We start from the raw sequence: 20,164 nt of genomic DNA on the forward strand, positions 1-20,164 counted from the left end.
GGGCTTTGTTGTAGGAAAAGACCGGTACAGCAGTACAGTTTTTTGCGATCCTGCTTCTCGCGGGCATCCACCGATGCAAAACTGTGTTTGCCTCGGTGGTTATCTGTGTGAATCACACCGCCAGCATGCGCCCGGTTTCTTCCAGGTTCATATGCCAGCTCAGGGCTTCGCGCAGAATATGCGGGGTGTGACCGCCGATTGCACAGGCAGCGCTGAAGTAGTCATTCAGTGCCTGGCGGAAGTCCGGATGCACACAGTTGTCGATGATCACTCGCGCACGCTCCCTTGGCGCGAGGCCGCGTAAATCGGCCAGCCCGACCTCGGTCACCAGGATGTCGACGTCATGCTCGGTATGGTCGACGTGGCTGACCATCGGCACCACGCTGGAGATGGCGCCACCCTTGGCGATCGATTTGGTCACGAATACCGCCAGATGCGCATTGCGCGCGAAGTCGCCGGAGCCGCCGATGCCGTTCATCATCCGCGTACCGCAGACATGGGTAGAGTTGACGTTGCCGTAGATATCAAACTCCAGCGCAGTGTTGATGCCAATGATGCCCAGACGCCGCACCACTTCCGGGTGATTGGAGATCTCCTGCGGCCGCAGAATCAGTTTGTCCTTGTACTTCTCCAGGTTGCCGAACACGTCGCTGTTGCGGCGCTCGGACAGGGTGATCGAACTGCCCGAGGCGAAGCTCAGCTTGCCGGCATCGATCAGGTCGAAAGTCGAATCCTGGAGCACTTCCGAGTACATGGTCAGGTCTTCGAACGGCGAGTCGATCAAGCCGCACATCACCGCGTTGGCGATGTTGCCGATGCCGGCCTGCAGTGGGCCAAGCTTGTTGGTCATGCGCCCGGCCGCGACTTCCTGCTTGAAAAAAGTGATCAGGTGTTCAGCGATGGCATTGGTGTCAACGTCCGGTACCGATACTGTGGACGGCGAGTCCGACTGCTGAGTGATGACAATCGCAACGATCTTCTCCGGCGGAATCGGAATTGCCGTGCTGCCGATGCGATCGTCGACTTTCACCAGCGGGATTGGTGTGCGCGTCGGGCGGTACGTCGGGATATAAATGTCGTGCAGGCCTTCGAGGTTGGCGTTGTGGGCCAGGTTGATCTCGACGATCACTTGTTTGGCGAAGATCGCGAAGCTGGCCGAGTTGCCCACCGAAGTGGTCGGCACGATATGGCCTTGTTCGGTGATGGCGACTGCCTCGATGACGGCAATGTCCGGCAGCTTCAATTGCTGGTTGCGCAGTTGCTCTACGGTTTCCGAGAGATGCTGATCAATGAACATTACTTCGCCGGCGTTGATTGCCTTGCGCAACGTGCTGTCGACCTGAAACGGCATGCGCCGCGACAGCACGCCGGCCTCGGTCAGTTGCTTGTCGAGGTCGTTGCCCAGGCTGGCGCCAGTCATCAGGCTGATCTTCAGCGGCGTGACCTTGGCGCGCTCGGCCAGTGCGTGGGGAACGGCCTTGGCTTCGCCGGCGCGGGTGAAACCGCTCATGCCGACGGTCATGCCGTCCTCAATTAGAGCGGCAGCGTCGGCAGCGCTCATCACTTTGTCCAACAACGAAGGCAGGCGAATACGGTCACGGTACATGGATTATTATCTCGGGCAACGAGTAGCAGGATGCGCAGTCTAGTGAATTTGGCCGGCGCCTGTCCCGCTACCAAGGTCGCAAACGAGGCCTCTATTTCGCGGGTTTGCAGTAAAACACCGTTACCGGATCTGCAACAACGCGGCAAATTGTCCAGCGTCTGGCGCAAACAAAAACGCCCCGACAAGTCGGGGCGTTCGTTATTGCAACGGGTGATTACTCGACCGCTTTGACCATGTCTTCGATGACTTTCTTCGCGTCGCCGAAAACCATCATGGTCTTGTCCAGATAGAACAATTCGTTGTCCAGACCGGCATAGCCGCTGGCCATCGAGCGCTTGTTGACGATGATGGTCTTGGCCTTGAACGCTTCGAGAATCGGCATGCCGGCAATCGGTGACTTCGGATCGTTCTTCGCGGCCGGGTTGACCACGTCGTTCGCGCCGAGCACCAGCACCACGTCGGCCTGACCGAACTCGGAGTTGATGTCTTCCATCTCGAACACCTGGTCGTAAGGCACTTCGGCCTCGGCGAGCAGGACGTTCATATGCCCAGGCATCCGACCGGCCACCGGGTGGATCGCGTACTTCACAGTCACGCCGCGATGGGTCAGCTTCTCGGTCAGCTCCTTCAGCGCATGTTGTGCACGCGCTACTGCTAAGCCATAACCCGGGACGATGATCACGGTGTCGGCGTTGGTCAGCAGGAAAGTCGCGTCATCCGCCGAGCCGGATTTCACCGGGCGGGCTTCCTGCGCACCGGCAGGACCTGCATCTGCCGTATTGCCGAAACCGCCGAGCAGTACATTAAAGAAGGAGCGGTTCATCGCCTTGCACATGATGTACGAGAGAATCGCACCGCTCGAACCCACCAGCGAGCCGGCAATGATCAGCATCGAGTTGTTCAGCGAGAAACCGATGCCCGCCGCCGCCCAGCCGGAATAGCTGTTGAGCATCGACACCACCACCGGCATGTCGGCGCCGCCGATCGGGATGATGATCAGCACGCCCATCACGAACGCCAGGGCCAGCATCAGTGCGAACGCCGTAAGGTTGCCGGTGAACATGAAAGTCAGACCGAGAACCAGCGTTGCCAGACCCAGAATCGCATTGAGCTTGTGCTGGCCACTGAACTGTACCGGTGCGCCCTGGAACAGGCGGAACTTGTACTTGCCCGAGAGCTTGCCAAAGGCAATCACCGAACCGGAGAAAGTGATCGCACCGATTGCCGCACCGAGGAACAGCTCCAGACGGTTGCCCGCCGGGATCGCATCGCCCAGCTGTTTAACGATACCCAACGACTGCGGCTCAACCACTGCCGCAATGGCAATGAACACCGCCGCGAGGCCGATCATGCTGTGCATGAACGCTACCAGTTCCGGCATCTTGGTCATTTCAACGCGTTTGGCCATGATCGAACCGGCGGTGCCGCCGACCAGCAGGCCAACGATGACGTAACCGATACCGGCTGTAGCGAGCTCAGCCCCGAGCTTATAGATCAGGCCGACCGTTGTGATGATGGCCAGCGCCATGCCAAGCATGCCGAACAGGTTGCCGCGCCGCGAGGTGGTCGGGTGGGACAGGCCTTTGAGGGCCTGGATAAAGCAGATCGACGCGATCAGGTAGAGCGTCGTCACGAGATTCATGCTCATTACTTCGGCGCCTCTTCTTTTGCTTTCGGGGCTTTCTTTTTGAACATCTCAAGCATGCGGCGAGTGACCAGGAAGCCACCGAACACATTGACCGCCGCCAGTGCCACAGCCAGCGTGCCCATGGTTTTGCCCAGCGGCGTGACGGTCAGCGCAGCAGCGAGCATGGCGCCGACGATCACGATCGCCGAGATCGCGTTGGTGACTGCCATCAACGGCGTGTGCAGCGCAGGCGTAACGTTCCAGACCACGTGGTAACCGACATAAATCGCCAGCACGAAGATGATCAGGTTGTAGATACCGGGGGAGATAAGCTCTTCCATCGTCTGAATCCCTGCTTAGGCGTTTTTGCGGATGACTTGGCCGTCGCGGCACATCAGGCACGCGGCGACGATGTCGTCTTCGAGGTTGACGTCGAACTGGCCTTCCTTGGTGAACACCAGCTTGAGGAAGTCCAGCAGGTTGCGTGCGTACAGCGCCGAAGCGTCGGCGGCGACTTCACCGGCGAGGTTGGTCGGACCGACGATCGTCACACCGTTTTCCACAACGACCTGATCGGCGACGGTCAGCGGACAGTTGCCACCCTGAGCGGCCGCTAGGTCGATGACCACCGAGCCCGGCTTCATCTGCGCCACGGTCTCGGCGCTGAGCAGCGTCGGCGCTTTGCGGCCCGGAATCAGCGCGGTGGTGATGACGATATCGGCCTGCTTGGCGCGCTCGTGCACAGCCTGCGCCTGACGCTGCATCCAGCTCGCCGGCATCGGCCGCGCGTAACCGCCGACACCGACGGCGCATTCGCGCTCTTCATCGGTCTCGTAAGGCACGTCGACGAACTTGGCGCCGAGGGATTCGATCTGTTCCTTCACCGCTGGACGCACGTCGGACGCTTCGATCACCGCACCCAGGCGTTTCGCTGTGGCAATCGCCTGCAAACCGGCCACGCCCGCGCCAAGAATCAGCACCCGCGCCGCTTTCACGGTACCCGCAGCAGTCATCAGCATCGGCATGAAGCGTGGGTAATAGTGAGCCGCGAGCAACACCGCTTTGTAGCCGGCGATATTCGCCTGCGACGACAACACATCAAGACTCTGCGCCCGCGAGGTGCGCGGCGCCGCTTCGAGGGCGAATGCGGTAATGCCGCATTCGGCCATCTTCGCGATGGTCTCGTTGTTGAACGGGTTGAGCATGCCCACGAGCACCGTGCCGCGCTTGATCAGCGGCAGTTCGGCATCGCTTGGCGCGACCACTTTGAGAATCAGCTCGGCGCCAAACGCGTCATTGGCGCTGCCAATGCTTGCGCCGGCCGCTTCATAGGCACTGTCGACGACACTGGCTTTGACGCCAGCGCCGCTTTGCACAGTGACCTTATGGCCTTGGCTGATCAGCTTCTTGATGGTTTCCGGGGTTGCAGCAACCCGTGTTTCACCGGTCTGGGTTTCGAGAGGAACACCAATGTGCACGTCAAATCTCCTGCGTGATCTTATTGAGTAAACCCATGCACTACGGATGGTGCGACTGGGGCGGCCGATCAGCACGATCCCGCCGAATCAGGGCGGGGCGCGGCATTTTGCAGGCGAACTTTATGCCCTTCAAGGGATTATGACGGGTGACGGAAAATTAACTACAAGTCATGCCGTGACCGAATGTCGCAGATGGCCAGTTGAACCCCTTGCAGGCCGTGACCTGCAAGGATTCTGGCTGAATTTGAAAAAAATTCGCATCGGTGGCGTGAATAGGCAGCAATGAGTCGCCGTTAGAGGCTCAAAGCCACGTGTTTGGCAGCTTGTGGGACGTCTGTACGACTTTCGGATACAGTCTGCTCAGAAGCGACAAATAGTTATATCTGTAGGGCTTTGGTTTTTCTGACTACGAGGTTAGGTATTGCGCAAAGCCTTTATTCTTCTAGGCTGTAGCTCTGCGCCTGATTTACCAGCCAGTCACGAAATGCCTTCAGCGATGCCGATTCGACCTTTCGCTCCGGAATCATCAGGTAATAGGCCTTGATGCTGGAAAGCGCTTGAGAGTTGGCAACCACCAGACGTTTCTCTGTCAGCTCGCGCTGAATCAGAAACGGCGGAATCAGCGCAACGCCCATGTCGTGCATGGCTGCCTGGGCAAGCATCGAGAATAGCTCGTAGCGTGGACCTGTCATGTCGCGAGGGATATTCAATTGCTGCGAGTTGAACCATTGGCGCCAGGCGTAAGGTCGGGTGGTCTGCTGCAGCAGCGGTAGCTCGGCGATGGCTTGCGCTGTCAGCTGCGTGTGATCGCCGAGTAGGGCGGGGCTGCACACCGGCATCGGATTCTCGCCCATCAATCTGTGGGATTCGGTACCCGACCAATCGGCATCGCCGAAGTAGATCGCGGCATCGAATTCGGTGTCGGCAAACAGGAACGGCCGGGTGCGGTTGGTCAGGTTGACGGTCACTTCCGGGTGCTTGAGCTGGAAATCCTTGAGCCGTGGCAGCAGCCATTGCGTGCCGAAGGTCGGGACGACTGCGAGCTCGATGACGTTGGTGCCCTGCTGGCCCATTACCGAGAGGGTGTCGCGCTCCACCGCATCAAGCTGAGTCGCCACCCGACGACTGTAGGAAAGACCCGCCTCGGTCAGTTTCACTCCACGTCGCGAGCGTCGGAACAGTTCCACGCTGAGGAAATCTTCCAGGCTGGCGATCTGTCGGCAAATGGCGCCTTGGGTGAGCGACAGTTCTTCAGCAGCACGGGTAAAGCTCTCATGGCGGGCGGCAGCTTCGAAACTGATCAGGGCGGCGGTGCTGGGGATCTTCCTGCGCATGTACGTCAACCTCACTAATGCGCCGCATAAAAGGCTATTCGCGACGGTACGGAGTGAGAAATTAGCACAACAGAATGCGAAATCCTCGTTTGCTCCGACGGCGAACCGCGCCTAGGATCAATGCCACGTTAATTCACCCGATTGCGAGGGCACACTCATGGGCGGTAAAGCTAGCTTCAACTGGATCGATCCCCTGCTGCTGGATCAACAGCTCACCGAAGAAGAGCGCATGATCCGCGACACCGCCGCGCAGTTCGCTCAACAGAGTCTCGCCCCGCGTGTGCTCGAAGCTTTCCGTCATGAAAAGACCGACCCGGCAATCTTCCGCGAGATGGGTGAAGTCGGCCTGCTCGGCGCGACCATTCCCGAGCAATACGGTGGCAGTGGTCTGAATTACGTCAGTTATGGCCTGATTGCCCGTGAGGTCGAGCGCGTCGACTCTGGCTATCGCTCGATGATGAGCGTGCAATCCTCACTGGTGATGGTGCCGATCAACGAATTCGGTACCGAAGCACAGAAGCAGAAGTACCTGCCGAAACTGGCTTCCGGCGAATGGATCGGTTGCTTTGGTCTGACCGAGCCGAACCACGGTTCCGATCCGGGCGCGATGATTAGCCGGGCGCGCAAGGTCGATGGCGGCTACAGCCTGACCGGCGCGAAGATGTGGATCACCAACAGCCCGATCGCTGACGTATTTGTGGTCTGGGCCAAGGATGACGCCGGCGATATCCGTGGATTCGTTCTGGAGAAAGGCTGGAAAGGTCTGAGCGCTCCGGCGATTCACGGCAAGGTCGGCCTGCGCGCTTCCATCACCGGCGAGATCGTCATGGACAACGTGTTCGTGCCGGAAGAAAACATCTTCCCGGACGTCCGAGGTCTGAAAGGTCCGTTCACCTGCCTCAACTCCGCACGCTACGGCATTTCCTGGGGCGCACTGGGCGCGGCCGAGTTCTGCTGGCACACCGCGCGTCAATACACTCTGGATCGTCAGCAATTCGGTCGACCGTTGGCCGCGACTCAACTGGTGCAGAAGAAACTCGCCGACATGCAGACCGAGATCACTCTGGCGCTGCAAGGCTGCTTGCGACTGGGCCGGATGAAGGACGAGGGTACCGCCGCCGTTGAAATCACTTCGATCATGAAGCGCAACTCCTGCGGCAAGTCGCTGGATATTGCGCGGATGGCGCGCGACATGCTCGGTGGCAATGGTATCTCCGATGAGTTCGGCGTGGCCCGTCATCTGGTCAACCTGGAAGTGGTGAATACCTATGAAGGTACCCACGACGTTCACGCGCTGATCCTCGGGCGTGCGCAAACCGGTCTGCAGGCGTTCTATTAATAGGAGGGCGGACCATGGGCGCGCTGTCGCATCTACGGGTACTGGATTTATCGCGAGTACTGGCCGGGCCTTGGGCCGGACAGATCCTCGCCGACCTGGGCGCCGAGGTGATCAAGGTCGAGCGCCCGGGCAATGGTGATGACACCCGCGCCTGGGGCCCGCCCTTTCTTAAAGACGCTTACGGCGAGAACACATCGGAAGCGGCTTATTACCTCTCGGCCAACCGCAACAAGCAATCGGTGACCATCGACTTCACCCGTTCTGAAGGTCAGAAGCTGGTGCGCGACCTGGCGGCGAAGTCGGACATTATGATTGAGAATTTCAAAGTAGGTGGTCTGGCGGCCTATGGTCTGGACTATGAGTCGCTGAGGGTTCTCAACCCGAATCTGATCTACTGCTCAATCACCGGCTTCGGCCAGACCGGCCCGTACGCGAAGCGCGCAGGGTATGACTTCATGATCCAGGGGCTTGGCGGCTTGATGAGCCTGACCGGCCGGCCTGACGGAGATGAGGGCGCCGGTCCGGTGAAAGTCGGTGTCGCGCTCACGGATATTCTTACTGGGCTGTATTCAACGGTGGCGATCCTCGCGGCGTTGGCTCATCGCGATCACGACGGTGGTGGCCAGCACATCGATATGGCGTTGCTGGATGTGCAGGTCGCGTGTCTGGCTAACCAGGCGATGAACTACCTGGCCACGGGCAATGCGCCAAAGCGTCTGGGAAATGCGCATCCCAACATCGTGCCTTATCAGGACTTTCCTACGGCGGATGGTGACTTCATTCTTACGGTGGGTAATGACGGGCAGTTCCGCAAGTTCGCAGAGGTGGCTGGCCAACCGCAGTGGGCGGATGATCCGCGCTTCGCGACCAACAAGCTGCGGGTAGCGAACCGCGCGGTGCTGATCCCGTTGATCCGCCAAGCTACGGTCTTCAAGACCACGGCCGAGTGGGTTGCTCAACTGGAGCAGGCGGGTGTCCCTTGTGGGCCGATCAATGATCTGTCGCAGGTGTTTGAAGATCCCCAGGTGAAGGCGCGCGGTCTGGCGATAGAGCTGCCGCATGCATTAGCGGGGATGGTGCCTCAGGTGGCCAGCCCGATTCGATTGTCGGAGACGCCCGTTGAATATCGTCATGCGCCTCCTTTATTAGGCGAGCACACATTAGAGGTTCTGCAGCGGGTGCTGGGTCTGGGGGCAGGCGCGGTGGCTACGTTGAAGGAGGAAGGCGTCCTTTAAGTCTTCTTCTATATAGAAGAAGCTCTTTTCTCATTTGATTGGATGTTTTTTAACCAATACGCAAGTTATTGAAAGAAAAGCGAAATTAACGGTTGACGGCAGATTCCAGAGGTCTATAATTCGCCCCACTTCCGGCGCAGTCGAAACGGAAAACTCCTTGAGATTCAAAGAGTTACGCGGTTTTCGACAGCGGCTTGCTTCAGGTCATCGAAGTCTGGAAGGAGTTGAAAGGGCAGTGATGTGTAGCTCTTTTAACGGTTCGATCTTCTCGGTCGAAAGCGGAGAAAAAGAGGTGTTGACAGCAGCGATTAACGCTGTAGAATTCGCCTCCCGCTAACGAGAGATCGGAAGCGCAAGTGGTTGAAGTTGTTGAAGAATTCTTCGAAAACTTCTGAAAATAATCACTTGACAGCAAATGAGGCTGCTGTAGAATGCGCGCCTCGGTTGAGACGAAAGATCTTAACCAACCGCTCTTTAACAATTGAATCAAGCAATTCGTGTGGGTGCTTGTGCAGTCAGACTGATAGTCAACAAGATTATCAGCATCACAAGTTACTCCGCGAGAAATCAAAGATGTAACCAACGATTGCTGAGCCAAGTTTAGGGTTTCTTAAAAACCCAAAGATGTTTGAACTGAAGAGTTTGATCATGGCTCAGATTGAACGCTGGCGGCAGGCCTAACACATGCAAGTCGAGCGGATGAAAGGAGCTTGCTCCTGGATTCAGCGGCGGACGGGTGAGTAATGCCTAGGAATCTGCCTGGTAGTGGGGGACAACGTTTCGAAAGGAACGCTAATACCGCATACGTCCTACGGGAGAAAGCAGGGGACCTTCGGGCCTTGCGCTATCAGATGAGCCTAGGTCGGATTAGCTAGTTGGTGAGGTAATGGCTCACCAAGGCGACGATCCGTAACTGGTCTGAGAGGATGATCAGTCACACTGGAACTGAGACACGGTCCAGACTCCTACGGGAGGCAGCAGTGGGGAATATTGGACAATGGGCGAAAGCCTGATCCAGCCATGCCGCGTGTGTGAAGAAGGTCTTCGGATTGTAAAGCACTTTAAGTTGGGAGGAAGGGTTGTAGATTAATACTCTGCAATTTTGACGTTACCGACAGAATAAGCACCGGCTAACTCTGTGCCAGCAGCCGCGGTAATACAGAGGGTGCAAGCGTTAATCGGAATTACTGGGCGTAAAGCGCGCGTAGGTGGTTTGTTAAGTTGGATGTGAAATCCCCGGGCTCAACCTGGGAACTGCATCCAAAACTGGCAAGCTAGAGTATGGTAGAGGGTGGTGGAATTTCCTGTGTAGCGGTGAAATGCGTAGATATAGGAAGGAACACCAGTGGCGAAGGCGACCACCTGGACTGATACTGACACTGAGGTGCGAAAGCGTGGGGAGCAAACAGGATTAGATACCCTGGTAGTCCACGCCGTAAACGATGTCAACTAGCCGTTGGGAGCCTTGAGCTCTTAGTGGCGCAGCTAACGCATTAAGTTGACCGCCTGGGGAGTACGGCCGCAAGGTTAAAACTCAAATGAATTGACGGGGGCCCGCACAAGCGGTGGAGCATGTGGTTTAATTCGAAGCAACGCGAAGAACCTTACCAGGCCTTGACATCCAATGAACTTTCCAGAGATGGATTGGTGCCTTCGGGAACATTGAGACAGGTGCTGCATGGCTGTCGTCAGCTCGTGTCGTGAGATGTTGGGTTAAGTCCCGTAACGAGCGCAACCCTTGTCCTTAGTTACCAGCACGTAATGGTGGGCACTCTAAGGAGACTGCCGGTGACAAACCGGAGGAAGGTGGGGATGACGTCAAGTCATCATGGCCCTTACGGCCTGGGCTACACACGTGCTACAATGGTCGGTACAAAGGGTTGCCAAGCCGCGAGGTGGAGCTAATCCCATAAAACCGATCGTAGTCCGGATCGCAGTCTGCAACTCGACTGCGTGAAGTCGGAATCGCTAGTAATCGCGAATCAGAATGTCGCGGTGAATACGTTCCCGGGCCTTGTACACACCGCCCGTCACACCATGGGAGTGGGTTGCACCAGAAGTAGCTAGTCTAACCTTCGGGAGGACGGTTACCACGGTGTGATTCATGACTGGGGTGAAGTCGTAACAAGGTAGCCGTAGGGGAACCTGCGGCTGGATCACCTCCTTAATCGACGACATCAGCTGCTGCATGAGCTCCCACACGAATTGCTTGATTCATTGAAGAAGACGATAGAAGCAGCTTTAAGCTCCAAGCTGATAGCTCTGAGCTAACAGTTACAAGCTCGAAATTGGGTCTGTAGCTCAGTTGGTTAGAGCGCACCCCTGATAAGGGTGAGGTCGGCAGTTCGAATCTGCCCAGACCCACCAATTTTGTTATGGGGCCATAGCTCAGCTGGGAGAGCGCCTGCCTTGCACGCAGGAGGTCAGCGGTTCGATCCCGCTTGGCTCCACCATAAACTGCTTCGAAGTTTGAGAGTTTAGAAATGAATATTCGAACTGAATATTGATTTCTAGTCTTTTGATTAGATCGTTCTTTAAAAATTTGGGTATGTGATAGAAAGATAGACTGAACGTTACTTTCACTGGTAACGGATCAGGCTAAGGTAAAATTTGTGAGTTCTCTTAGTTGAGAAATTCGAATTTTCGGCGAATGTCGTCTTCACAGTATAACCAGATTGCTTGGGGTTATATGGTCAAGTGAAGAAGCGCATACGGTGGATGCCTTGGCAGTCAGAGGCGATGAAAGACGTGGTAGCCTGCGAAAAGCTTCGGGGAGTCGGCAAACAGACTTTGATCCGGAGATGTCTGAATGGGGGAACCCAGCCATCATAAGATGGTTATCTTGTACTGAATACATAGGTGCAAGAGGCGAACCAGGGGAACTGAAACATCTAAGTACCCTGAGGAAAAGAAATCAACCGAGATTCCCTTAGTAGTGGCGAGCGAACGGGGACTAGCCCTTAAGTGGCTTTGAGATTAGCGGAACGCTCTGGAAAGTGCGGCCATAGTGGGTGATAGCCCTGTACGCGAAAATCTCTTAGTCATGAAATCGAGTAGGACGGAGCACGAGAAACTTTGTCTGAATATGGGGGGACCATCCTCCAAGGCTAAATACTACTGACTGACCGATAGTGAACTAGTACCGTGAGGGAAAGGCGAAAAGAACCCCGGAGAGGGGAGTGAAATAGATCCTGAAACCGTATGCGTACAAGCAGTGGGAGCAGACTTTGTTCTGTGACTGCGTACCTTTTGTATAATGGGTCAGCGACTTATTTTCAGTGGCGAGCTTAACCGAATAGGGGAGGCGTAGCGAAAGCGAGTCTTAATAGGGCGTCTAGTCGCTGGGAATAGACCCGAAACCGGGCGATCTATCCATGGGCAGGTTGAAGGTTAGGTAACACTGACTGGAGGACCGAACCGACTACCGTTGAAAAGTTAGCGGATGACCTGTGGATCGGAGTGAAAGGCTAATCAAGCTCGGAGATAGCTGGTTCTCCTCGAAAGCTATTTAGGTAGCGCCTCATGTATCACTGTAGGGGGTAGAGCACTGTTTCGGCTAGGGGGTCATCCCGACTTACCAAACCGATGCAAACTCCGAATACCTACAAGTGCCGAGCATGGGAGACACACGGCGGGTGCTAACGTCCGTCGTGAAAAGGGAAACAACCCAGACCGTCAGCTAAGGTCCCAAAGTTATGGTTAAGTGGGAAACGATGTGGGAAGGCTTAGACAGCTAGGAGGTTGGCTTAGAAGCAGCCACCCTTTAAAGAAAGCGTAATAGCTCACTAGTCGAGTCGGCCTGCGCGGAAGATGTAACGGGGCTCAAACCATACACCGAAGCTACGGGTATCATCTTAGGATGATGCGGTAGAGGAGCGTTCTGTAAGCCTGTGAAGGTGAGTTGAGAAGCTTGCTGGAGGTATCAGAAGTGCGAATGCTGACATGAGTAACGACAATGGGTGTGAAAAACACCCACGCCGAAAGACCAAGGTTTCCTGCGCAACGTTAATCGACGCAGGGTTAGTCGGTCCCTAAGGCGAGGCTGAAAAGCGTAGTCGATGGAAAACAGGTTAATATTCCTGTACTTCTGGTTATTGCGATGGAGGGACGGAGAAGGCTAGGCCAGCTTGGCGTTGGTTGTCCAAGTTTAAGGTGGTAGGCTGAGATCTTAGGTAAATCCGGGATCTTAAGGCCGAGAGCTGATGACGAGTTACCCTTTGGGTGACGAAGTGGTTGATGCCATGCTTCCAAGAAAAGCTTCTAAGCTTCAGGTAACCAGGAACCGTACCCCAAACCGACACAGGTGGTTGGGTAGAGAATACCAAGGCGCTTGAGAGAACTCGGGTGAAGGAACTAGGCAAAATGGCACCGTAACTTCGGGAGAAGGTGCGCCGGTGAGGGTGAAGGACTTGCTCCGTAAGCTCATGCCGGTCGAAGATACCAGGCCGCTGCGACTGTTTATTAAAAACACAGCACTCTGCAAACACGAAAGTGGACGTATAGGGTGTGACGCCTGCCCGGTGCCGGAAGGTTAATTGATGGGGTTAGCTAACGCGAAGCTCTTGATCGAAGCCCCGGTAAACGGCGGCCGTAACTATAACGGTCCTAAGGTAGCGAAATTCCTTGTCGGGTAAGTTCCGACCTGCACGAATGGCGTAACGATGGCGGCGCTGTCTCCACCCGAGACTCAGTGAAATTGAAATCGCTGTGAAGATGCAGTGTATCCGCGGCTAGACGGAAAGACCCCGTGAACCTTTACTATAGCTTTGCACTGGACTTTGAATTTGCTTGTGTAGGATAGGTGGGAGGCTTTGAAGCGTGGACGCCAGTTCGCGTGGAGCCATCCTTGAAATACCACCCTGGCAACTTTGAGGTTCTAACTCAGGTCCGTTATCCGGATCGAGGACAGTGTATGGTGGGTAGTTTGACTGGGGCGGTCTCCTCCTAAAGAGTAACGGAGGAGTACGAAGGTGCGCTCAGACCGGTCGGAAATCGGTCGTAGAGTATAAAGGCAAAAGCGCGCTTGACTGCGAGACAGACACGTCGAGCAGGTACGAAAGTAGGTCTTAGTGATCCGGTGGTTCTGTATGGAAGGGCCATCGCTCAACGGATAAAAGGTACTCCGGGGATAACAGGCTGATACCGCCCAAGAGTTCATATCGACGGCGGTGTTTGGCACCTCGATGTCGGCTCATCACATCCTGGGGCTGAAGCCGGTCCCAAGGGTATGGCTGTTCGCCATTTAAAGTGGTACGCGAGCTGGGTTTAGAACGTCGTGAGACAGTTCGGTCCCTATCTGCCGTGGACGTTTGAGATTTGAGAGGGGCTGCTCCTAGTACGAGAGGACCGGAGTGGACGAACCTCTGGTGTTCCGGTTGTCACGCCAGTGGCATTGCCGGGTAGCTATGTTCGGGAAAGATAACCGCTGAAAGCATCTAAGCGGGAAACTTGCCTCAAGATGAGATCTCACTGGAACCTTGAGTTCCCTGAAGGGCCGTCGAAGACTACGACGTTGATAGGTTGGGTGTGTAAGCGCTGTGAGGCGTTGAGCTAACCAATACTAATTGCCCGTGAGGCTTGACCATATAACACCCAAGCAATTTGCTGACCTGAAAAGGCACCAGATTGCGGTGTGTGAAGACGAAACGAACCGAAAGTTCGAAGTTCACAAACACCTAGCTGTCACATACCCAATTTGCTGAAGCGAGGCCATCCGGTCCCGAGTCAGTACCCGAATTTCTTGACGACCATAGAGCGTTGGAACCACCTGATCCCATCCCGAACTCAGCAGTGAAACGATGCATCGCCGATGGTAGTGTGGGGTTTCCCCATGTGAGAGTAGGTCATCGTCAAGATTAAATTCCGAAACCCCAATTGCGAAAGCAGTTGGGGTTTTGTTTTAGTAGAAGTTCCTGTTTTTGCTGGCTTGTTACCGTGTTGACGGGCCAGATAAAGAATTTCTTGACGACCATAGAACATTGGAACCACCTGATCCCATCCCGAACTCAGAAGTGAAACGATGTATCGCCGATGGTAGTGTGGGGTTTCCCCATGTGAGAGTAGGTCATCGTCAAGATTGAATTCCGAAACCCCTGTCTGCTAACGCAGACAGGGGTTTTGTCATTAAAACGTGTACGAAAGATCATGCCGTTCTGCGAGTCTTGCTGTTGCGTCTTGCCTGCCACTTGCGCCACCAGATATAAACCCCCGTCCCTGACAACCCCGCAATCAACACACCCAGTACCGCGATCATTACCTGCCCTGTTACCCCGATGATCCGTCCCCCATGTATGGGCAACTGGAGTCGATAGAACTGCTCTCCAAGCGTTCCCTGTCCAGCGATTTCCTGTCCCAATAATCGGCCATCGGTACCGTGAAAAAACAACCAGGATTTTCCATGTGCGTCCGTATCGTGCTGTCCAAATCCTGCGCCGTAGAAGTTGTACTCAAAGCTGTAATACAACTCGCCGATTGCCGCCGTCAGTCCTAATCGTTTCCCTTCCTGCAATGCCCTTTCGTACGCCTGTTGATAACTCAACTGTGTCGTCCCCAGTTGATTGGCGGGCATTCGTCCTCTGGCTTCATAAACGCTCGGCTCGATGGGCGAAAACAACGAAACTGCAGGCTTGAACACCTGGCTCGGCAAGTTCATCGCCACGCTGCTGACGGCGATCGGTAACAGCAGCAGCCACAACCACAATCCTCCGGCGCGATGCAGATCGAAGTTCAAGCGGTAGGCATGCCCGCCTTTGACCTTCCAAGCAGTCGCCCACTTCTTCCAGAAGGGCTTGCCCCGCGGCAAGGTCAGGAACAATGCGACAAAGCAGTCGATCACCCACGCGATCGCCACCCCACCCATCAACAGCAATCCCCAGTTACCGGGCAATGTCAGGTTGTAATGAAACTCCAGAATGAACGGGATGAAGTTCTCTCGTTGAAAACAGCATTCACCCCAGTAGCGCGCGCCTTTTTGCTCCGCGCTGATCGGGTCCAGATAGAACACCTGATTGCGCTCATCGAACGGCTGGCCCGTCGCCGGATCTTTACGCGGAACGGCCGCCAGCAGCGCCGTATGCCCCGCCTCCTGCGGATACTCCATGTACCAGACTTGCAGTTTCGGATGTGCAGTTTGCACCGCCTCTACCAACGCGCCGGGCGGCAGGCGCTCACCCACTGACGTCACTTCATAGAATTGCGGATTCAGCCATTCATCCAGTTCATGATTGAACGCCAGCACACTGCCTGTAAGGCCCGCCAGCAATAGAAACACCGCAATGGCCAGGCCGATATATCGATGCAATAAAACCAGAAACGCACGCATACAGAACACCCCCGAAGAAACGACAAAGCCAGCCCCTGATATCAGGGGCTGGCTTTTTTATGCACAGGACACGGCTTTAGAACTGATAGCTAACGGTCGCCGCTACGTTGCGTTCTTCGCCCATGTAGCAGAAGTTCAGACTGGCGCAGGACGCGACATAGGATTCATTGGTCAGGTTGTTCGCGTTGAGCCGTACATCAACACCCTTCAAACCAATCTTGCCCAGGTGATAACCAATCGAGGCGTCGAACAACGTGTAAGACGGCACCCTCATCGTGTTTTCCGCATCGGCCCAGCTGTAGCCGACATATCGCACGCCGCCACCCAGGCGAAGACCATCAAGTGCGGCGCTGTCGAATTTGTAGTCAGCCCATAGCGAGGCCATGTGGCGCGGCGCTTGAGTCGGCGAGTTGCCCTTGTTTTCGATTACATCGCTCGGCGTACTCAAAGTGCTGATCATCGATTTTGAATATTCGATATCAGTGAAGGTGTAACTGCCGAGTACTTTGAAGTTGTCGGTCAGTTGCATGTGCGCCTCCACCTCCAGACCTTGCGAGCGCACAGCGCCGACTGCGCGATAGAAGTTTTCCTGCGGCAGTTTGGTCGCGAGGTTTTCCTGGTCGATGCGGAACAGCGAGGCGGTGAACAGATTATCGGTGCCCGGCGGCTGGTACTTCAAACCGACTTCCCACTGTTTGCCATCGGTAGGAGCCAGTGGGTTGCCGGCGCTGTCGGCATAGGAGTTCGGGTTGAAAGACTCGGAGTAGCTGATGTATGGCGCCAGACCGTTATCGAACAGGTATAGCGCGCCGGCACGCCCAGTGAGTTTCGTGCGCCGATCATTGGTCTCTGTACCAACCGGACGCCCCGCTTCGGCGATGCGGTTTTCATCGGATGTCTCGACCCAGTCCTGACGCAGGCCCAGCGAGAAGCGCCACTTGTCCATCTCGATCAGGTCTTGCAGGTACACACCGGTCTGTTCGAGGCGACGCAGATAGCTGGTGTCGCCATACATTTCGATCGCCGAGTTGCCGTATACCGGATTGAACGCATTGATCGGCGCCAGTCCACCACTGGTCCAGTCGACCACGGTTTTGCGCCGTTGATAATCCGCGCCCATCAGGACTGTGTGCTTGGTCGCGCCGGTGAAGAATTCGGCCTGCAGCATGTTGTCGACGATAAACGCATGCAGGCGCTCATCACCGCCGGTGTAATAACGGTTCAGTTCATTGCTGGTCGGAGTGGTCCAGCCATAGGCGTAGACCTGATCCATGTTCACTTTGGAATCGAGATAACGGAAATTCTGCCGCGCCGTGAAGACATCGTTGAAGCGATGTTCGAACTGATAGCCAAACGACTGCTGGTCACGGGAGTAGCCATCGATCCCCGGCTCGCCCTCGAAGAAGCGCGGCGAGATGCGCTCGCCATTGCGCTGATGGACTGTGCCGTCCGCCGGAACGCCGCCGTGATAGCCGCCGTCCGGATCGTGCTGCAGATAGGCTTGCAGAGTCAGCGAGGTGTCTTCGCTGAAATCGACGCTCAGCGTCGGCGCAAGGGCGAAGCGTTTTTCCTTGTTATGGTCGAATTGCGTGTCGGACTGATCGCTTAGTCCGGTCAGACGATAGGCAATGCGCTTGTCGTCATCGACCGGACCGCTGAAGTCAAAACCAACCCCACGCTGGCCTTGCGTCCCCACTGTCGCCTGCACCTGATGGTAGGCCTCATACAACGGCTTTTTGCTGGTCAGCGCGACCAGACCGCCGGGCGAGCTACGGCCGTACAGCACGGACGACGGGCCTTTGAGAATGTCCACACGCTCAAGGAAATACGGATCGACCTGCATGGTGCTGTAGGTGCCGCTGTCGCCCATCGACTTGAGGCCGTCGAGGTAGATGTTGTCCACCGAGCCGTCGTTGAAACCGCGCATCGCCACGTAGTCGTAACGGTGCGTAGCGCCATACGGGTTGGTCAGCACGCCCGGGGCGTAGCGCATCGCTTGCGAGACGGTCTGCGAGCCTTGGTCATCCATTTGCTCGCGCGTGACCACCGATACGCTTTGCGAGGTTTCCAGCAATGCGGTACTGGTCTTGGTGGCGATCTGGCTGTGCGTGGCGTTGTAGCCGGCCATGCTGCCCAGCGCGTTGCCGAGGGCAAAACCTTTGATATCAGTGGTCGGCAAGGCCAGAGCTTCGCTTTCAGCGAGTGGGCGCAGAATGTAGCTGCTGCCGTCCTGGCTGACGGCTTCCAACCCTGAGCTGCCGAGCAAATGGCTCAAGGCCTGGTCGGTCGAATATTCACCCTGCACGCCGGGTGATTGCTGACCTTGAGTCTGTTGCGGTGTCATCGCCAGGGTGATACCGGCCTGCCGGGCAAACTGATTCAACGCCTCGCCCAATGGCCCGGCAGCAATGTTGTAGCGGTGGCTGATCTCGGTGCCGGTGTTGGCGGCCAGACTCAGGCTCGGTAACACGCTGACGCCCAGCGCGGTGGTCAGCAGTGCCGCCCGAACCGCATGGCGCAGCAGTGTCGATTCTGCAGTGAAATTCAGAGGGTTCTTACAAGTGGCGCGGACAGTCATTGTGGATTTCCGTAGGCAGTCGCGGGGGCTGAGTTGAAGTGCTTACTGACTAAGCCGGACTGCCTGCGAAAACCCGCCAAAAAATGTTCAGACCGCACGCTCCAGAGTCACCCACCAGCGGGTGCGATAACGCAATTGCACCGGCAGCGTCTGCGGCAGGACCGCCAGCAGCCTGTCGGTGTCCTCCAGACGGAACACCCCAGAGAGGCGCAAGTCTGCGATATCCGCCGCGCAACTCAGAAACCCCGGGCGATAACGGGCGACTTCAGCAAGAAAATCACCCAGGCGCATATTGCGCGTGACGATCAAACCGTCGAGCCAGGCGCCCGCATCCATATCCGGCGTAGGCGCTGCGCGCAAACCGCTTTGGTTGACCAGAAAACTTTGCCCGGCGAGCGCTTCGAGGGAATGACCGCCAGCGCGAACCAACACTCGGCCGCGGGTAACGCTGAGCCGCGTGCACTGATCGTCCTGACGCAAAATGAAACGCGCGTCGAACGGTTCATAACTCCCGTGGCGATTCTGTACGCGCAGCGGTCGATCGGATGCCGCGCCTTCGTCAGAGCCGCCGCAGGTAACGATGATTTCGCCACGGGTCAGTTTGATCAGGCGCTGCTGCGCGGTGTAATCCAGGTCCACGGCGCTGGCGGTATTGAGTTCGATGCGCGTGCCGTCGGGCAACTGGAAACCGCGCCGTTCGCCGGTCGCCGTCGCGTAGTCGGCGCTCCATTGCTGCCAAGCGGCGCTGTCCTTGGCCAGCCACGCGGCGGAGCCCATCAACAGCGCGCCCGACAACAACTTCAAGGCCTGGCGTCGGCCCAGCCCCTGCGCACTGTTTTCCAAGGTATTGAAAGCGACCTGCGCACCCGGCACGGCGCGCAGACTGGAGCTCAATTCGGCTTGCAGCGACTGTACCCGCTGCCAGGCGATTTCATGTTCGTGATGCTCGGCGCGCCACTGCTCGCATTGGCGAGTCAGCCGCGAATTGCCGTGGTTATTGCGCAGCCGCAGCAGCCAGTGAATCGCTTGCTTGACCACGTGTTGACGCGGCTCGACGCGGCGACCGAGTGAGAGATTATCCACAGGCATCAGCTTTCATATCGCAACACATAGCAGTGATACAGCGCATCGGCGACGTAGCGTTCCACTGAACGTACCGACACGCCCAACTGCTCGGCGATCTGTTTGTGAGTCAAACCTTCGCACTGCGCCAGGAGAAACGCCTGACGCACTTTCGGCTTCAAACCCTCAAGCATGCGCGCAATGCTTTCCAGCAGTTCCAGCACCAACGCGCGCGATTCGGCGTCAGGTACTTCGCCTTCAGGCAAATGAGCAATGGTTTCCAGATAGGCCCGCTCGATTTCCTCGCGACGCCAATGATCGATCACCAGGCCGCGCGCGATGGTCCGCAGGAAAGCGCGAGGCGCTTTGAGTTCGAGGCGTTCGGTGCGTTGCAGCAGGCGCAGGAAAGTGTCCTGAGCCAGATCCGCCGCATCCGCTGCGTTGCCCAGCCGCGCGCGCAGCCAAGCGTTGAGCCAGCCGTGATGACTACCGTAAAGCGCCTGTACGACCAACTCAGGTGAAGACATGACCACGCCAGCCCGAACGTCACAAATGATAATTAGTCGCATTGTCATCAAGGGTTA

Annotated in this window: 11 protein-coding genes, 2 tRNA genes and 4 rRNA genes; 8 read left to right on the forward strand and 9 right to left on the reverse strand. The window is 56.6% G+C overall.

Features of this window, described 5'->3' with window-relative positions; genetic code table 11:
- Window positions 1-112: 112 nt before the first annotated feature.
- From ACZ9BE_RS25130 to ACZ9BE_RS25150, 5 genes are all read right to left on the reverse strand, one after another.
- The gene (locus ACZ9BE_RS25130) at window positions 113-1,606 is read right to left on the reverse strand and encodes an acetyl-CoA hydrolase/transferase family protein (protein ID WP_071173986.1); all 1,494 of its coding nucleotides are present in this window, start codon (window positions 1,604-1,606) and stop codon (window positions 113-115) included.
- Between the two features lie 214 nt (window positions 1,607-1,820).
- Complete coding sequence (locus ACZ9BE_RS25135; protein WP_041476447.1) at window positions 1,821-3,254, reverse strand: NAD(P)(+) transhydrogenase (Re/Si-specific) subunit beta; 1,434 nt, start codon at window positions 3,252-3,254, stop codon at window positions 1,821-1,823.
- A complete protein-coding gene (locus ACZ9BE_RS25140) occupies window positions 3,254-3,574 on the reverse strand; it encodes an NAD(P) transhydrogenase subunit alpha part 2 (RefSeq protein WP_003220416.1) in 321 nt (106 codons plus the stop codon). Before ACZ9BE_RS25140 ends, ACZ9BE_RS25135 begins: the two co-directional genes overlap by 1 nt.
- Before the next feature lie 15 nt (window positions 3,575-3,589).
- A complete protein-coding gene (locus ACZ9BE_RS25145) occupies window positions 3,590-4,711 on the reverse strand; it encodes a Re/Si-specific NAD(P)(+) transhydrogenase subunit alpha (protein WP_041476446.1) in 1,122 nt (373 codons plus the stop codon).
- A 434-nt stretch (window positions 4,712-5,145) separates the two neighbouring features.
- Window positions 5,146-6,045: a LysR family transcriptional regulator gene (locus ACZ9BE_RS25150; protein WP_095182267.1), complete on the reverse strand. Its 900-nt coding sequence runs from the start codon at window positions 6,043-6,045 to the stop codon at window positions 5,146-5,148.
- 157 nt (window positions 6,046-6,202) lie between these two features.
- Here ACZ9BE_RS25150 and ACZ9BE_RS25155 point away from each other — a divergent pair, with 157 nt between their 5' ends.
- From ACZ9BE_RS25155 to rrf (ACZ9BE_RS25190), 8 genes are all read left to right on the forward strand, one after another.
- Window positions 6,203-7,384: an acyl-CoA dehydrogenase gene (locus tag ACZ9BE_RS25155; protein WP_024015035.1), complete on the forward strand. Its 1,182-nt coding sequence runs from the start codon at window positions 6,203-6,205 to the stop codon at window positions 7,382-7,384.
- 14 nt (window positions 7,385-7,398) lie between these two features.
- A complete protein-coding gene (locus ACZ9BE_RS25160; protein ID WP_476250051.1) occupies window positions 7,399-8,619 on the forward strand; it encodes a CaiB/BaiF CoA transferase family protein in 1,221 nt (406 codons plus the stop codon).
- Between the two features lie 630 nt (window positions 8,620-9,249).
- Window positions 9,250-10,786: ribosomal RNA gene (locus ACZ9BE_RS25165) — 16S ribosomal RNA — on the forward strand.
- Window positions 10,787-10,909: 123 nt separating this feature from the next.
- Window positions 10,910-10,986: transfer RNA gene (locus ACZ9BE_RS25170), tRNA-Ile, on the forward strand.
- Window positions 10,987-10,996: 10 nt separating this feature from the next.
- A tRNA-Ala gene (locus ACZ9BE_RS25175) sits at window positions 10,997-11,072 on the forward strand.
- Between the two features lie 238 nt (window positions 11,073-11,310).
- A 23S ribosomal RNA gene (locus ACZ9BE_RS25180) occupies window positions 11,311-14,204 on the forward strand.
- A 154-nt stretch (window positions 14,205-14,358) separates the two neighbouring features.
- A 5S ribosomal RNA gene (gene rrf / locus ACZ9BE_RS25185) occupies window positions 14,359-14,474 on the forward strand.
- A 105-nt stretch (window positions 14,475-14,579) separates the two neighbouring features.
- Window positions 14,580-14,695 (forward strand): 5S ribosomal RNA (rrf, locus tag ACZ9BE_RS25190).
- The 16S, 23S and 5S rRNA genes sit together here with 2 tRNA genes alongside, the layout of an rRNA operon.
- Window positions 14,696-14,761: 66 nt before the next feature.
- On the opposite strand, the gene ACZ9BE_RS25195 is transcribed toward rrf (ACZ9BE_RS25190), so the two are convergent.
- The 4 genes from ACZ9BE_RS25195 to ACZ9BE_RS25210 all read right to left on the reverse strand — a co-directional run bounded on the left by ACZ9BE_RS25195 (window position 14,762) and on the right by ACZ9BE_RS25210 (window position 20,107).
- Window positions 14,762-15,940, reverse strand: a complete 1,179-nt coding sequence (locus ACZ9BE_RS25195; RefSeq protein WP_476250052.1) for a PepSY-associated TM helix domain-containing protein — start codon at window positions 15,938-15,940, stop codon at window positions 14,762-14,764.
- A 76-nt stretch (window positions 15,941-16,016) separates the two neighbouring features.
- Complete coding sequence (locus ACZ9BE_RS25200; protein ID WP_476250053.1) at window positions 16,017-18,518, reverse strand: TonB-dependent siderophore receptor; 2,502 nt, start codon at window positions 18,516-18,518, stop codon at window positions 16,017-16,019.
- An 87-nt stretch (window positions 18,519-18,605) separates the two neighbouring features.
- Window positions 18,606-19,607, reverse strand: a complete 1,002-nt coding sequence (locus tag ACZ9BE_RS25205; protein ID WP_310219491.1) for a FecR domain-containing protein — start codon at window positions 19,605-19,607, stop codon at window positions 18,606-18,608.
- Window positions 19,607-20,107: a sigma-70 family RNA polymerase sigma factor gene (locus ACZ9BE_RS25210; RefSeq protein ID WP_041479723.1), complete on the reverse strand. Its 501-nt coding sequence runs from the start codon at window positions 20,105-20,107 to the stop codon at window positions 19,607-19,609. Before ACZ9BE_RS25210 ends, ACZ9BE_RS25205 begins: the two co-directional genes overlap by 1 nt.
- Window positions 20,108-20,164: the final 57 nt, after the last annotated feature.

Source organism: Pseudomonas sp. TE9122 (genome assembly GCF_056278925.1).